The sequence below is a fragment of the Streptomyces sp. NPDC058086 genome (genome assembly GCF_042885015.1).
Classification (GTDB): Bacteria; Actinomycetota; Actinomycetes; order Streptomycetales; family Streptomycetaceae; genus Streptomyces.
Map to the genome: position 1 here is coordinate 1 of NZ_JBHVST010000012.1, position 14,612 is coordinate 14,612.

At 68.2% G+C, this 14,612-nt stretch carries 11 protein-coding genes and 2 pseudogenes; 4 read left to right on the forward strand and 9 right to left on the reverse strand.

The window, feature by feature from the left end; translation table 11 throughout:
* Positions 1–567: 567 nt before the first annotated feature.
* Positions 568–3,042: a SpoIIE family protein phosphatase gene (locus ACFVWD_RS11815; RefSeq protein WP_389595404.1), complete on the forward strand. Its 2,475-nt coding sequence runs from the start codon at positions 568–570 to the stop codon at positions 3,040–3,042.
* 38 nt (positions 3,043–3,080) lie between these two features.
* Here ACFVWD_RS11815 and ACFVWD_RS11820 read toward each other — a convergent pair.
* The 6 genes and pseudogenes from ACFVWD_RS11820 to ACFVWD_RS11845 form a co-directional block, all read right to left on the reverse strand.
* Positions 3,081–3,359, reverse strand: a pseudogene (locus ACFVWD_RS11820) (aldehyde dehydrogenase family protein); the annotation flags it as partial.
* A gap of 3 nt (positions 3,360–3,362) precedes the next feature.
* Positions 3,363–3,581: pseudogene (locus ACFVWD_RS11825) on the reverse strand (PAS domain S-box protein); the annotation flags it as partial.
* 32 nt (positions 3,582–3,613) lie between these two features.
* Positions 3,614–5,104: a hypothetical protein gene (locus ACFVWD_RS11830; RefSeq protein ID WP_389595406.1), complete on the reverse strand. Its 1,491-nt coding sequence runs from the start codon at positions 5,102–5,104 to the stop codon at positions 3,614–3,616.
* A 137-nt stretch (positions 5,105–5,241) separates the two neighbouring features.
* Positions 5,242–5,370: a hypothetical protein gene (locus ACFVWD_RS11835; RefSeq protein ID WP_389595408.1), complete on the reverse strand. Its 129-nt coding sequence runs from the start codon at positions 5,368–5,370 to the stop codon at positions 5,242–5,244.
* Positions 5,371–5,405: 35 nt separating this feature from the next.
* Complete coding sequence (locus ACFVWD_RS11840) at positions 5,406–6,845, reverse strand: GMC family oxidoreductase (protein ID WP_389595409.1); 1,440 nt, start codon at positions 6,843–6,845, stop codon at positions 5,406–5,408.
* A gap of 175 nt (positions 6,846–7,020) precedes the next feature.
* Complete coding sequence (locus ACFVWD_RS11845) at positions 7,021–8,583, reverse strand: aldehyde dehydrogenase family protein (protein ID WP_389595411.1); 1,563 nt, start codon at positions 8,581–8,583, stop codon at positions 7,021–7,023.
* Between the two features lie 163 nt (positions 8,584–8,746).
* Here ACFVWD_RS11845 and ACFVWD_RS11850 point away from each other — a divergent pair, with 163 nt between their 5' ends.
* Positions 8,747–8,998, forward strand: a complete 252-nt coding sequence (locus ACFVWD_RS11850) for a hypothetical protein (protein ID WP_389595413.1) — start codon at positions 8,747–8,749, stop codon at positions 8,996–8,998.
* Between the two features lie 100 nt (positions 8,999–9,098).
* Here the strand turns inward: ACFVWD_RS11850 and ACFVWD_RS11855 are convergent, their stop codons facing one another.
* Both ACFVWD_RS11855 and ACFVWD_RS11860 read right to left on the reverse strand, forming a co-directional pair.
* A complete protein-coding gene (locus tag ACFVWD_RS11855) occupies positions 9,099–9,713 on the reverse strand; it encodes a hypothetical protein (RefSeq protein WP_389595415.1) in 615 nt (204 codons plus the stop codon).
* A 230-nt stretch (positions 9,714–9,943) separates the two neighbouring features.
* On the reverse strand, positions 9,944–11,584 hold the full coding sequence (locus ACFVWD_RS11860; RefSeq protein WP_389595417.1) for an IclR family transcriptional regulator C-terminal domain-containing protein: 1,641 nt from the start codon (positions 11,582–11,584) through the stop codon (positions 9,944–9,946).
* A gap of 188 nt (positions 11,585–11,772) precedes the next feature.
* Here ACFVWD_RS11860 and ACFVWD_RS11865 point away from each other — a divergent pair, with 188 nt between their 5' ends.
* Entirely contained in the window at positions 11,773–12,126 is a 354-nt protein-coding gene (locus tag ACFVWD_RS11865; RefSeq protein WP_389595419.1) for a hypothetical protein, read from the forward strand.
* A gap of 93 nt (positions 12,127–12,219) precedes the next feature.
* On the opposite strand, the gene ACFVWD_RS11870 is transcribed toward ACFVWD_RS11865, so the two are convergent.
* Positions 12,220–13,062, reverse strand: coding sequence for a LysR family transcriptional regulator (locus tag ACFVWD_RS11870; protein ID WP_389595421.1), 843 nt, complete (start codon positions 13,060–13,062; stop codon positions 12,220–12,222).
* Positions 13,063–13,770: 708 nt separating this feature from the next.
* On the opposite strand from ACFVWD_RS11870, the gene ACFVWD_RS11875 reads away from it, so the two are divergent.
* The gene (locus tag ACFVWD_RS11875) at positions 13,771–14,343 is read left to right on the forward strand and encodes a hypothetical protein (protein WP_389595423.1); all 573 of its coding nucleotides are present in this window, start codon (positions 13,771–13,773) and stop codon (positions 14,341–14,343) included.
* Positions 14,344–14,612: the final 269 nt, after the last annotated feature.

Sequence of the window (14,612 nt, forward strand, 5' to 3'; positions counted from 1 at the left end):
TCCTCCACACCTACAACCACCACCGCTGCCACACCGCGCTCGGCGGCCAACCACCCATCAGCCGCGTGAACAACGCTGCGGGTCAATACACCTAGACGCCCTTCTCACCCTCCTGACCAGCAGGGACGGTGCCTCTGCCAGGACGCCGCTGTCGAGGTCACACCGATCCTGACCACCGTCAAACGCACTGGCCTGATGTCCGTGCTGCTCATGGCCAAGTGGCGCCACGAACTCGGTTCAGGTTGGACACGGTGGGCGGTGGCGGACGGCGCGGCCGAAGTACGTCTGGCCCGGCGCCACGTCAGCCAAAGGCATTCCGGATACCGCATGTGGTGAGGAGGTCGCGGAACGGCTCACGGCCTGTCCGGCTCCCGGAGCGGGAACCAACGGCGCGCTCGAGCAGTGCGCCCGGAGCGGGGTGGCGCAGACCGCTGTGACCGGTGTGCAGCGGATGCCACGAGTCATGGTGGGGGGCAGTATTTACGTGTGGGTGCCTTGGACGTGTTACATGCGGGTGCCTTGGACGTGCTGCTGCCGAGTGGCACGACCTACGGACGGTGCGACACGATGCTTTCTGACACTCTGGTCCAGCCGAGGGGCGACGCGTTCGCCATCGTGGACGGACACGGCGTGGTGGTCAGCTGGAGCCCCGGAGCAGAGCGGCTGCTCGGCCACACCGCAGCGCAGGCACGGGGGCTGCCCGGGGCGAGCCTGTTGCTCTCGCAGGCTGACGCGGCCCGGATCGCGGACCTCCGTCCTGCCGAAGGGTCCGCCCTTCTCGGCGCCTCAGCGCTGCGGCACCGAGACGGCCACGCGGTAGGGGTGGTGATGTGGGCACACCCCTGTGCACGTGACGAGGCGGAGCAATGGCTCGTCCAGGCCGAAAGCGCGGAAGCGGTTCGTCGGCACGAGCTGCGGCAGGCGCTCCTGAGAGGGCTGTTCACCGAGTCGCCGTTCATCATCGATGTCTTCGATTCACGTCTGCGGTTCCTGGCCCAGAACCACTCACGGAGCCGCGCCCCGGGATTTGCCGAGAGCGTCATCGGCCGCACCATGAGGGAGGCGGCTCCGGCCGGGCTGTTGGACATGAGCGCGCTGGAGGAACGTCAGCGGCAGGTCTTCGCCAGCGGCAAGGCACTGATCGGCACCGAGGTGCACGGGCGTGATCCCCGGGAGCCGGACCGGGACGCGGTGTGGTCGGAGAGCATCCTGCCGTTGCGCAGTAGTTCCGGAGAGGTGGTCGCGCTGGCGCACATGGTGTTCGACGTGACCGAGGAGGCCCGGGCACGGGAGCGGCTGGACCTGGTGAACGCGGCCAGTGCCCGGATCGGCAGCAGGCTGGATGTCCTGCATACCGCGAGGGAGCTCACGGATGTGGCCGTGCCGTGGTTCGCCGACTACGCCTACGTCAATCTGCTGGACCCGGTCTTCGGCGGCGAAGAGCCGGTGAGCGGCCCTGTCTCGGAAACGGTGTCACTGCGGCGGGCCGCGGAGGCCATGCTGCCCGGGGAGCCGGTCACCATGGTGGTCGGTACGGGTGAGATCGATCCGTTCTCCACAGTGCCCGGTTCTCCCACCGCCCGGGCGCTCGCCCTCGGCAAGCCACTGCTGCTTACGGGGCACGAACTCAGCGCCGAACTCTCGACATCGGATCTGCGCCGGGCCGCGGAGATCCGGGAGCGCGGGGTTCACTCGTGGCTTGTGGTGCCGATGCACGCGCGGGGTGCCGTCTTGGGTGTGGTGGTGTTCGCGCGCTTTGCCCGGGCACACCCCTTCGAGGCCGACGACGTCCTGCTTGCCGAGGAGTTCGTGACGCGTGCGGGGGTCTGCATCGACAACGCGAGCCGCTACACCCGCGAACGGACCACGGCCACGGCGCTCCAGCGCAGCCTGCTGCCGCAACGGCTGCCGGTCCTCGGCGGTGTGGAGACCGAGTCGCGCTACCTGCCGGCGACCGGGCAGGTGGTGCTGGGCGGTGCCTGGTTCGATGTGATTCCTCTGTCGGGGTCGCGGGTCGCGCTGGTGGTCGGTGACGCCGGAGGGCGTGGGCTGCACGCCGCGGTGACCATGGCCCGGCTGCGGACGGCGGTGCGCACCTTGGCAGAGCTGGACTTCTCCCCCGAGGAGTTGCTCACCCATCTGGACGGCCAGGTCACGCGACTCCGGGGCGAGCAGCCCGAGGGGCCGGGTGCCACGCCCTCGCCGACCTGTCTGTGCGCGATCTTCGACCCGATCTCACAGTCCTGCGCCCTGGCGACCGCGGGCCACCCACTGCCGGCGCTGCTGGCCGCCGACGGAGCGGCCAAGGCCATCGAGATCCCGGTGGGCGCGCCGCTGGGCACAGGCGGGATCCCTTTCGAATGCGGAGAGCTGACACTCACCGACGGGGACACTCTCGTGCTCTACACCGCGGGTCTGTGCAAGCCCTGGGGCGACAGCGAAGACGTCCGGGCACGGCTTTGCACGGCACTGTCACCGCAACGCCCAGAGCCGGCCCCGCAGATCTCCGGCTGGTCCGAGCTGAGTGGGCTCTGCGACGACGTACTGCACAGGCTCCTCCCGGACCGCCTCCAGGACGACGTGGCGCTGCTTCTGGCTCGGATACGTGCCCTGGCGCCTGAGTGCTACGCCGCCCGGGAGTTGGCGGCCGCGCCCGAATCCGTCGGGCAAGCACGCGCTTGGGTGGCGCAGAGGCTGGCCGCATGGGGTTTGGAGGAGTTGGCTTTCACCACCGAGCTGCTGGTCAGCGAGCTGGTCACCAACGCGATCCGCTACGGCACGCCCCCCGTCGAGCTGCGGCTGATCCGCGACCGCAGCCTGATCTGCGAAGTCTCCGACGGCAGCAGCACGTCCCCGCATGTACGGCGCGCCCTGGACACCGACGAGGGAGGACGCGGACTGTTCATGGTCACGCAGCTCGCCAAGCTGTGGGGGACCCGCTACCACACACGGGGCAAGACGATCTGGGCGGAGCAGCCGCTTGCGCTCAGCACGGACACCGATGACGCGTCATCCACGACTCCCACACACCGCTCCCGGTGAAGGCGGCACTGGTACGCACGGCGTCGGCCGCGGCGGGGGATGAACACAGAGAAGGCGGCAGCGTCGACCGCGTAGTCCACGTCGGCGTCCTCGAACACGATGACGGAGTTCTTGCCGCCGAGTTCAAGCACGGCCGGCTTGAGATGCCGGGCGGCGTTGGTGACGACGTCGAGCATGCCGGGCGGTAGCCACGCGTCCACCAGCGCCTCGGCTATGAACAGGCCGTAGGCGAGCGGAGCATCCTCGGCGGACTTCTTCATCATCACGGTGTTGCCTGCCGACGACGGAGCCGTGATCGAGCGAGTGCCCAGCATCATGAGGTGCCGCGCCTCTTCGGGTGATTGCAGCAGGGCCCGGTAGGGTCTGCCCCGGATCTCGTCGGCCGCATACCCGAGGAGACGCTGCGCTCCAGTGCTCCAGGCCGCTACGGCACCACGGCCATCGAGGGTGGCGAAGGCGTCGGCCGTCGGCCAGGGGTCCCACCCGACACGTCGGGGAGGACCGTGTCGGGCACACGCCAAGGCGCGTGTACACACCACCCGGCGCCGGCGGTCGAGAGGGCTCGGCGCGGCTATCCCGATTGCCGCCGTTGTCCGGCGTCCGGACCGGCGGGTGCGAAGAGGACAGGGGTGCCCGCTGCGCTGTCATCCTGAGCGAGGGCGGAGTGCGGGGCGATCGTGGGGCGGATGCGGCCGATGGAGTTCGAGCTGTCGAGGTGCCACTGCCGGGAGCGGGCACCGGGACGGCAGTGCGCGCCCACCATGTCGGTGCCGTTGCTCAAGGCGCTGACGCGTACGTCGAGGTGCAGGCCGGTGGCGAAATTGGCGGCAGGCGTGAAGGCGGCGCCAGCGAACGGCCGGAACCCGGCGGACGGGGAGGGAGAGGAGCGCGGACAGGGTGGGACCGTCGACGGTGTGATGAGGGGCGATCTCGCCGGGGTGGGGGAAGGCCGAGCCGAGGGGCACCAGGAGGGCTTCGTCGCCGAGGGGACGGCGACGGGCGCCGACTGTCCGGCTGGGCCATCGGACGGCAGATGGGGCGTGCCGGTGCCATGGGCCGGGTCCCCACCGGAACCGAGGGACATGAACGCGGTGCTCGTTGCGGCGAGTACGACCAGCGCGCACAGGCTGAGCAGGGCGGCAGGGCCTGCCGCTGTTCTGCGCGCATGTGCGGCAGCGGTGCGGGGACGCGGGCGGCCTTGCCCGTCGAGGGTGCGGGCCGGGGCTGGGGAGGAGACGTCGGGGACGGTCTCGACCGGCGCCGCCAGGTAGGCCCTGCCACGCCAGCCCAGCACGGCGTCCGCGATCGAGAAACGGGGGATGTCGTGCAGGTCGACGAGGTCACGCAGGACGCCGTCGCAGCGGGGGCACCGCGTGAGATGCTCGGCCAGGTGCGCGTTGCGCCGGGCGTCCTCCCTGCGGGCGGCGGCGTCCAGGATGCGGGCGAATCCGAAGCATTCGGTGGACTCGCACGCCTCCGTATGGATCCGCAGACAGGCTTCGCGGTACTCGTCGCGCGCCCGGGCCGCCAGGGTCGGCACCTGGGAGAGCCGTTGCCCGGTGTACAGCGCCACATCGGCTTCCACGTCCTGCTCGACGACCACGTGCCAGAGCAGGCCCTGAGTCCGTGGCGGTAGTGCGTCGAACCCGCGGGCCATGAAGGGCGGTGTGCCGGACGTCGGCTGGTGCGCCGGCGGTTCGGTACCGTACGTAGCGCCCAGGAACGCGACGTACCCCTCGTCGAGCCGCGCGCGGCGGTTGTCAGTGGCCCAGGTGGCGGCAGCCCGGTGGACGAAGCCGAGGAGCCGGTGACGTAAGGGGCCTTCACCCGATGCGCTGCTGTATATGTCCTGCCAGGCCAGCGCGAGAGCACGCGAGGCGAGTTGATGGGCGGCACCCTCGAACCGCGAGCAGAGGCGGGCGTAGGCGAGCAGACGAGGAAGATGGCGGCGGCGCAGCTCCTGGGTGGCGGGAAAAGCGGTGGGAGCTCCCGCACGGACGAGGTCGGCGAGCGCGATGTCGGAAAGTTCGGCGTATGCGGACTGCTGCTGGGGGTGGGACAAAGATGATCACCCAGGCGTCATTGGTCCGGAGAGCGGAAGAGCGCCTTCCCGGGAATGGGGGCGGTCGCGCCGGGGGAATGACCGGCCCCATTCAATGGGTGCGATGCGCACGGGGCACGCGCCGTGCGGGCGGTGCCTCAACGGCGGGTCGGGCGGTTCACTGCTGGGCGGTTGATCTCGTCGAGTTCACCGAAGTACGGAAGGGCTCCCTTCGCCACCTTGGCGATGGTCAGGTCGGCGCTCTCGGCGTAGAGGGCGCAGCCCACCAGCGTGGCGGCCCCGTACCGCTCGTCCTGCGGAGCTACTCCTGGTCCGCGAAGCCGGCCGCCCGGTAGCCGATCATCATCGAGGCCAGATTGGTGTGGGCGCGTGGAATGGTCGGCATGATGGAGGCGTCGGCCACCATCAGATGGTCCACACCCCTCACTCGCAGGTGTTCGTCCACGACACTTTCTCCATCGCGGCCCATCCGGCACGTTCCCACCGGGTGGTGGTAGGACAGGACCTGTTCGCGACAGGCGTGTTCGAGGTCCTTGCTGCGCCACCACGGTGCGTCGGGAAGCTTCAGCCGTCCCTGGGCGGCCAGGTCGTCGATGATGTCGCCGGCCGTGGCGACGATACTGGCCGCCCGTGCGCGGTCCCGAGGTGTCGACAGGTGGTTCAGGTGCACCTGGGCCCTGTGACGCTTCAGCGTGAGGTGGCCCCGGCTTTCGGGCGTGAGCAGCGAGGCGGCCACCGCGGCGGTTTGAGGCCCGGCGGTAGGGTCGAAGAAGGGAGCGTGATAGGCGAATATCTGGCCCTGAGGATGATGTTCGCCCGGCAACTCGTAGGTGAGCAAGGTGCCTTGTCCGCCCGGCATGGGCAGCTGGGAGGTGTCGGTGACCTCTACGTTCATCTGGAACAGGACATGGTCGGACAGGTTCGCGCCCAGCTGTGGTGCGTGAGCGACGATCGGCAGGCCTGCCTCTCGCAGACCGTCGGCCGGGCCGATGCCCGAGTGGAAGAGGATTTCCGGCGTGCCGAACGTTCCGGCCGACAGGATGACGCGGTCGGCCTCGATGGTGTGCTCTCCGTGGGAGTCGAACAGGGTCACGCCACGGGCCGTGCCGCCACTGATCAGAACCCGCTGGACCTCGTTGCCCGGCCGCAGTTCCACATTGGACCGCGTACGGATGTGGGGTAGCACGGTCAGCAGGGTGCTCATTCGCACGCTGTCGACACGGTTGGTGGGGAAGGGGCCGAAGCCCAGGGCTCCGGGAGCGTTGTGGTCGGCCACCGGGCGATAGCCGTGGCTGCGGTAGGCGTCCTGGAACGCGAGGTCGAATGCGCTCTGCTCGTACCGGGTGATCGGGATGGGGCCGTCGGAGCCGTGGTAGTCCTCCTGCCCGAACTGCTGGTCGGCCTCCAGAGCACGGAAGGCGGGCAGGCAGGCGTCGAAGGACCACAGCGTCGAGTCCCAGGCGTCGAAGCACCACGGATGACCGCGGACCGCGGCTGCCGCGTTGACCGCTGAGCTTCCGCCGAAGACCTTGCCCCGGGGCAGGAAGTTTCCCGTGTCCTGGTCGGTGTACTGCCAGTAGTAATGGGGCGGCAGGAGGATGTCCGTCTGCAACTCCGGGGGTATGTCCGGGCCGGGGTCGATGCCCGCGTCCACGAGCACGACCTCGTGACTCGGGTCTGCGCTGAGCCTCCAGGCACAGATGAGGCCGGCGGACCCGGCCCCCACGATGACTGTTCGCACAGAAAATCCTTTCTACGGCAACGTTGTCCAGCTGTTGGGGCAGGGGTACGGCAACGACGGCTTCGGATGCGGCGGCATTGGCCGTGACGGTGGTTCCGGCCTGGCAGCGGCTTGTGGCAGCCGCCGACTCGGCGCTGTCAGGTGTGGATCACAGCGGGAAGGAGACAGAAGCAGGTCACAGGGGATATTCGGGTCGGCCTTCGACGCCCGCGGTGACCCACCGTGTATCGGTGAAACAGTCGATGGCTCCCCGGTCCGTGAAGCGGCCGAGCCCGGAGTCGGAGATGCTCCCGAACGGGGCAGTGAGCTCGGCGGGGACGCTGCGGTTGTTCACATGAACGGCGCTTGCGGGGAGCCTTCGTGCGATGCTCAGGCCGCCCGCCCAGTCAGCGGTGATGATGCCCGCCGTCAGCCCGTGCGGTGGGGTGGCGGCAAGAGCGACAGCTTCCTGCGCGCTGTCGACCGTGTGGACCGCCACGACGGGACCGGAGACTTCCTGGGTCCAGATGTCCATGCTCGGGGTGACACCAGTGAGTACGACTGGCGCAAGTGAAGTGTCGTCCGCGTGGATCGCCCCGGTGCCGGTGACCGCAGTGGCGCCCTTTGCGAGGGCATCGGCGACCAATGCCGACACGCGATGTGCGGCGCGGGAGTCGATCACGGTGCCGGTGGCCGCGGCGGGCCAGGTGGGGCCGCCGTGAGGCAGGGCCGCGACCCTGCTGGCGAACCGAGACAGGAAGTCATCGGCGAGAGTGCGGTCGATGATGATGCGCTCAGTGCTCCAACAGCCCTGGCCGGCGTTGAGGAACGAGCTCACGAGGGCAGCATCCACCGCGTAGTCGACGTTGGCGTCGCCCAGGATGAGCAGGGAGTTCTTTCCGCCGAGCTCGAGCACAGCCGGCTTGAGCTGCCGGGCCGTCTCTACGGCGACCTTGCGTCCTTCAGCGGTCGAGCCCGTGAAGTTGACAGCGCGTACCCGTGGGTCGGCGATGAGAGCGGAAACCACGTCGGCGTCGCCGTCGCGGTCATGGGTGACGACACCGAGAACACCGTCGGGAAGGCCTGCATCGGCGAGCACTTGGCGTAACAGCACACCGCCGGACAGGGTCGCGTCTTGACTGGGCTTGAGAACGACTGTGTTACCCAGGGCCACTGGCAGCGCAACGGCGCGGGCCCCCAGGAGGAGCGGGGCATATGGGGGAGTGATGGCTGCGATCACTCCCAGGGGCACTCGCACCTGCATGGAGCAGGCCCCAAACGTGCGCGTGGGTAGGACCAGGCCGCTCGGCTGCGTGACCGCGGCCGATGCGTCGATGAGGATCTGAGCCGCCAGCTTGGCATTGAACGTGGACCACTGCCCCGATGCCCGCACTTCCGCGGCCATCGTCCCGACGATCTGCCCGGTGCGCATGATCAGTAGCTGTGCTGCCTGCAGAAGGATTGCACTGCGTTCAGCGGGAGGCATGGCCGACCACGACTCAAAGGCCTCGTGAGCGGCGGTCACCGCACGTGCCGCCGTGTGGAGAGCGGCCGGAGGGCCCTCGCCCGCGAGGTGCGCGACGGTGTGCAGGGGATGACCGTGGTTGGCCGAGGCCTGCTGGGCGCCGGTGATCCGGCTTCGCAAGCTGGACATGTGTTTCTCCTGTGCAGTGGACTTGCGACCGCTTGTCGGCGGGACGGCGACGTGGCGACCGACCTGTACATGCGGCTTGGACGCAGCGCTCTTTCCTGCGCCCACAGGGCACGCTCACTGCGGCGCAAGCAGCGCGACTGCCCTCCAGCCAAGCCCATGGGACACGGGGTGAGCCATGACGCCGGTGAGCGTCAACTATCAGAAAATACAAGGTGTTTGAGCTGACCTGCGCGGCTGGTGCCCGCGACGGAGACGCTACTGTGCTCGTGTGATCACAACGGCGTTGCAGTCAATCGGCGGCCATCCACTCGCCGATTTCGTCGCGGAGGTACGGTCGGATCCGAATCGTGTCGGCACCTGTGTGCACTTGGTCAGTGAAGCGCAACGAACGTGCGGGCCGGTGGGCGTCGACCTGAGCGTGGCCGTCGACCGCCTGGTTTTGACATGGAATGTTCGCGACGAGGGACTGTATCGGCCGTTCGGCGACGAGGATGCCGGACTGTCGTACAGCGTCGGCTGATGTCCTGGTGCTCCGTCGGTACCACATGCGGTGCGCTGCGGCAGCGTGCGGCGCAAGGGGAACTGCCGGCAGTGACTTCAGTGGTCGCAGGGTGGGGCGGTCAGGCGGTGACGGGTCGCTTCTTGTCTGCCGCCAACGTGGCAGTCGCTGTGTAGAAGACGGACTTGCCCTGCTTGCTGCGTCGGACCTGGCCCCGGGCAACCATGGCTTCGAGCGTGCTACGTACCACGGTGATCTTGAAACCGCGGTCCTGGTGTGCCTCTGTCAGCGCATCGGTGACGGCGAGGGCAGAACGTGGCGCGCCCTCCTGGCTGAGGTAACCGACCGCGAGATCACGGAGGGTGGGGGTGTTCCGGCCTGACTTGTCGGCGCTCGCGGAGGGTGCAGCGGGCGCTGTCTTCTGAGGCACCGCTGACTGTGTGACATGGTCTGGCCTTGGCTGGCCGGCCTGCGGTGCGGGCCTGCCCTGACGCGGCACGGAGGCGTTGGAGTCGGCCGACGACGGGGTTTCGTCAGCTGTCACCGTCTGACCGAGCGCCTGCTGCATGTTGACCAGGAGAACCTGGTTGTGGCGCAGCGTCTCCAGCCTCGCCTGTAGAGCGGCCATCTCGCTGCTGAGGCGCTCCTGTTCCCGAGCGTTGCGCTCCAGGTCTTCGGCCAGCCTGGCTGCGTAGAGCGGCTTGAGGTTGGCGATGTCGTCCTGGTTCTCGGCCACAGCGGCCCTCTTTCTCCCTGGATTGACGTGCCGATACGTTACTGGATAGTACTCACAACAATTGTGAATACCTCACGCGTGTACCCAATCTTCAGGAGTGGGTACGTGCGGACGTCCATCAGGGCGTGACGCCCCGCGCGCAGGGGAGCTGCGGGCACCGCAGACTGCGGACGCCGGTCTTCCCGTACGCGTTCGGTCAGGGAGCGAGGCGGCTCGTCTCGGCCGCCGACTCAGGGGATGGGCAAGGCGCTGAAGCGTGTCATGGTGTGCAGGTCGTTCTCGATGGCCCGGGCCGAGTCCCTCAGCGCAGGCAGGAGCTGGTCACTGGTCTCCTGCAGCGGAGTGCCGCCGGAGTGCTGGGCGACATTGAGCGCAGCGATCACGTTGCCGTCGGCATCCTTGATCGGCACGGCCACCGAACGCAGCCCCTCCTCCAACTCCTGGTCGATGGCCGCATAACCCTGCTGTGAAGCCGCGGTGATGAGGGTGCGCAGGCGTGCGGGGGAGGTGACGGTGTGCCGGGTGAAGGCGCGTGGCTGTGAGGCGGCGATGATCGTGTCCCGTTCGGCAGCGGGAAGGCCGGACAGCAGGACACGGCCCATGGCTGTGGTGTAGGCGGGGAACCGGGTACCGAGGGCGATATGGACCGTCATGATCCGCACGGTCGGTACGCGCGCCACGTACAGAATGCTGGTGTCGTCGAGAACGGTGACGGAAGCCGACTCCTGGACGCGGTCGACCAGGGCGTGCAGGTGCGGGGTCAGCAGGTCACTGAACGACAGGGCGGCAATCCGCGAGTGGCCGAGCTCGAGGACACGCGGGAGGAGACGGAAGAGACCATCGCTGTGCTCGGCGTAGCCCTGCTGCTCCAAGGCGACCAGGCAGCGCCTGACGGTCGTGCGCGGCAGGCCCGTGATCTGTGCGATGGCGGACACGGGAAGGCCGTCACCGCTTGCGGCTTCGAAGGCCTCCAGGACCGCAAGGCCGCGCGCGAGTGACTGCAGAAAGCCGGAACCCAGTTCGCTTTTGGCTTCGCCGACGGTATGGGCCGGCCACGGCACCATGTGCTCCCGCCCCGCCCGTGACTGCGTCGCGTGCTGGCGGAACAAGCGGGCAAGGACCGCGCTTTCGTGGTGGAGGCGAGGCAATGCGATGTCGGCCAACTCCTGTGCCGAGTGCCTGCTGACGTGGCTCACCATGCTCAGCGCGTATCGGGTGGGGCCCTCGCAGGCGACGGGCACCGCAACGGCCACCAGCCCTGGCTCGACCAGTTGGTCGTCCACGGCCCATCCGCGAGTGCGGCCCTGCTCGGCCCGCTGGGCGAAGTCCTCTTCCGTCACCGGCCGGGGCCGCAGCCGGGGAAAGGTCAGGCCATGGGGATCCGAGGCGGCCCTGCGACGCCAGGCTGCCCACTGCCGGTCGTCCCAGTCGGCCGCGAACACCGCTCCGGCGGCACTGCGTTCCGCCGGAAGCAGGTCGCCGACCTGGAAGGCCACGGACATCGCGCGACGCCGGGGTGACTGGGCGATGAAGCGCACCGCGTCACCGTCGAGTGCTGCCAGGGAGACCGACTCGTCAAGCTCGTCTGCCAGTGTGGCCACCTGCTGAGTGATCTCCCGGGCAGGGGCGCTGGCTGCCAGGTAGGCATTGCCCAGCTTCATGAGTTGGGGTGTCAGGCGCAGTTCCACACCCTGCTGCCGGACATAACCGAGGTGGGTCAGGGTGGTGACGATGCGGTCGATGGTGGAGCGCGCCAACCCTGTGACGTGCACCAGGTCGCTGGCCCGCATCTGCTGCGATTGACCAGGTGCGGTCAGACTGCGCAGCACGGCGAGACCACGTTCCAGGGGACGTACGGAATCCTCGGGCATGGCCTTCACCTCACGCGTCGGTCAACCAGTTCAGCCGAACCCGTTGAAAGGGCAGGGCACGGTCGAACACTCACAGCCGACCAATTATGAACCATAGTTCACTAGACGGACAAGCCTGGGGCGTCCCGGAGTCGGAAACCCGCTGTCGGATCGACCGCTCGCCTCGCCTCGCCTCGCCCCGCACTCCCGTGCAGCGTGAGCGTCATGCCCGTCCCCTCGCGGCCGTCTGCACGATCGTCTTCATCACGGGCATCCGGCTCTTCAGCGCCCAGGTGATGGTGTACGCCGCCACTGCAAGGACGTACGCCCCCAGTGAGCGCGCCACGGGCCTCGGATGGGTGACCGGAGTCGGCCGCACCGGAGCAGTGGTGGGACCGACGCTCGGAGGCGCCGTGGTGGCCGGCGGCGAGACCGGTCTCGGTTTCACCACCTTCGCTGGGACTGCCGTACGGGGTGCCCTGGCCAGCTGCCTGGTGTCCCTGGTCGGCAGGGCGAGCGGCGTCGCACCTGCCGCTTCGGCGCTGGCCGCCGCCTATTCCTAGCCCTGGCCGGGATCGCTGGACGACCCACCCAAGGTCGCGCTGTCCGGGCCGCCGGACGGCGCGGCCGCATCGGACAGCTCCGCTTCCGTGTGCTCAGGCCGTCTGGCAGAGCAGCTCGAACGCGGCCCTGATCTGAGGCAGGTGCTCGCGTCCCCGGCGCGTGGCCAGGTATATCGAGTTGCCCACGGGAGTGACCGGTGTGTGCAGGACACTCAGTCTGCCGACGTCCAGGGCCTCCTGTGCGAGATAGCGGGGCACGACGCTCAGGCCGATTCCCGCCGCGACGGCAGCCACCACGGTCCGAAGGTCGGCGACCGTCAGAGCCGGTGCCGGTGGCTGTATGCCCCAGCAGGTGCGGAAATAGCGCCGGGCCATCGGCATGGCCGGGGAGTAGCCGATGAAGCGACGAGTGTCGTTCTCCGGCGCGTATGGGGCTTCTCCGGCCCGGCCCACCAGTACGAACTCCTCCTCGCATAGGTGTCTGAGGTGAAGCTGTTTGGTGGGAGCCTGCTCGATCTTCGTCACTACGATGAGGTCCAGCTCGTCGTGCAGGAGCGTCTGGGCGAGTTCCGGAGACAGACCGATGCGGCAGTGCACGTCGACACCGCGTGCCAGTAGAGGGGTCAGCTTGGGCAGGACATGGACCGCGAGTAGATCGCTCGGCGCTCCGAGCAGTACAGGGGCAGTGGCACTGGGGGGAGCCAGCGCGTCGATCGCGCCTTCCAGGGCATCCAGGTGAGTGGCGATCTGAGCCGCGAGGAGGGCTCCTGCCTGGGTCGGGGCGACCCCTCGCCCCAGGCGGTCGAAAAGACTCCGTCCCGTGATGCCCTCCAGCGCCTTCAAGTGGCGCGAGACGGCGGGTTGAGACAGGCCGAGTAGGCCTGCGGCTTTGGCAACGCCCCCACATCGGTAGACGCACAGGAATGTGCGGAGCATGCCGAGATCTGCTCCATGCTTCATGGCCGGAACCCTTCGGGGAGAACCAACGTTCTCCCACGGTAGCGCATCGCCGGCGTGCCCATGGCCGGGCTCGGGGGATGAGCAATCGTTGACCTACGCCGACGGGCCACCTGGAGCGCCCGCGTTCACCCTTGATCCTGCCGGGGGAGAGGAAGTAGCGCCCCTCCCGCTCCGCGGTCGGCAAGTCGGACTGGTGGCAGTCAACTTTTCACATCACTCGGTCAGTTGCCAAGAGGAGAAGGGCGGCGAGAGATGTGACACGCATCCCTCGATACGGGCGCCACAATGGGCGCAGAGTCCCAGGAGTCGCCGACGTGCGCGTGGCTGGAGCGCGGGAGATTGACTGGACCGAGTGGTCGGCACCAGGAGAAGGCTCCCGGAACGGCCGCGGTCCCGGCCCCCAGAGGCATTCCCTGTAGACCGGCGCCAAGTCAGCTGGGTCGTCAAGGGTGTTCATCGTCTCGGTGATCGCTTGACGCAGTTCGGCGTGGGAATGCAGCGACGTGTGGTCAAGGCCGGTTTGCGGGTTGACACAGCTACTGAGTGACTACAAACTGCGGTCCGCGGATTGAAGTGAAGTTCACCAGGCGGACGGCTAGTCGTCGTCGATACATGCGCCGGCCGCCCACTGAGTGAATCTCCTGAGCCGCGCAGATCAGGTTCACCTATTCCAAGGGAGTCACCATGTCCTACACAGCGGAGCATCCTTCCTGGTGGCGGCGCTGGGCTACCCACCACAGAGTCGCGGCGGCTGTGCTCGCGGGTTCGGTGGCAACCCATCTCGCAACCGTCTTCGGCTTCTGGCTCGGCGGGTTGGGGATGATGAGACTCGACTGGAACACCTCACAAGGCTGGGTCTTCATCCCCTTCGGTACCCCTCTGGAGAAGTTCCTTGTCGGAGGGCTGTCGCACTACGTCGATGGCATTGTGTTCGCCGTGATCTTCGCTTGTGCGCTGCACCCCGCGCTACCTTGGCACAGCACCGTGCGCGGCAACCTGGCCAAGGGGCTGTTGTTCGGCACTCTTCTGGCGTGCGTCAGCATCAGCTTCATGACACCGTTCGTCTTCGCGCCCGCTCGCGGCCTGCACCCAGGCTTTCTCAGCCTGGGCTTCGGTCGGAAATACGTAGCGGGTGTGTTCCTCTGGCACTGGGTCTACGGCCTGCACTTGGGACTCATCTACAGTCCGCTCGGCAGGCACGGCAGTCCGGGTGAAGCAGCACCCGTCGAGAGTGACCGAGGCGCCGTGGCAGCCTGACCACGGCGGTTCAGTGAGTTGCGAGCCCTGGATGCGATGCGGTAGCGCGGCCACCCCAGGGTGGCCGCGTAGTCGGCAGTGACAGACAACTCCGCATCCTGACCAAGAGGTTGAGGCCATCGAACTTGGCTGCCGGTGAACGCCTCGACACCAACAACGCCCGTGTCTGCGCCGTCCCGGTGGCCACCCGTGTCAACCCGTTCCAGCTGAGCAGGACACCGGTGTCCTACTGTTTGCCCCATCACAACTGCGTGCCGACTCGGACCACG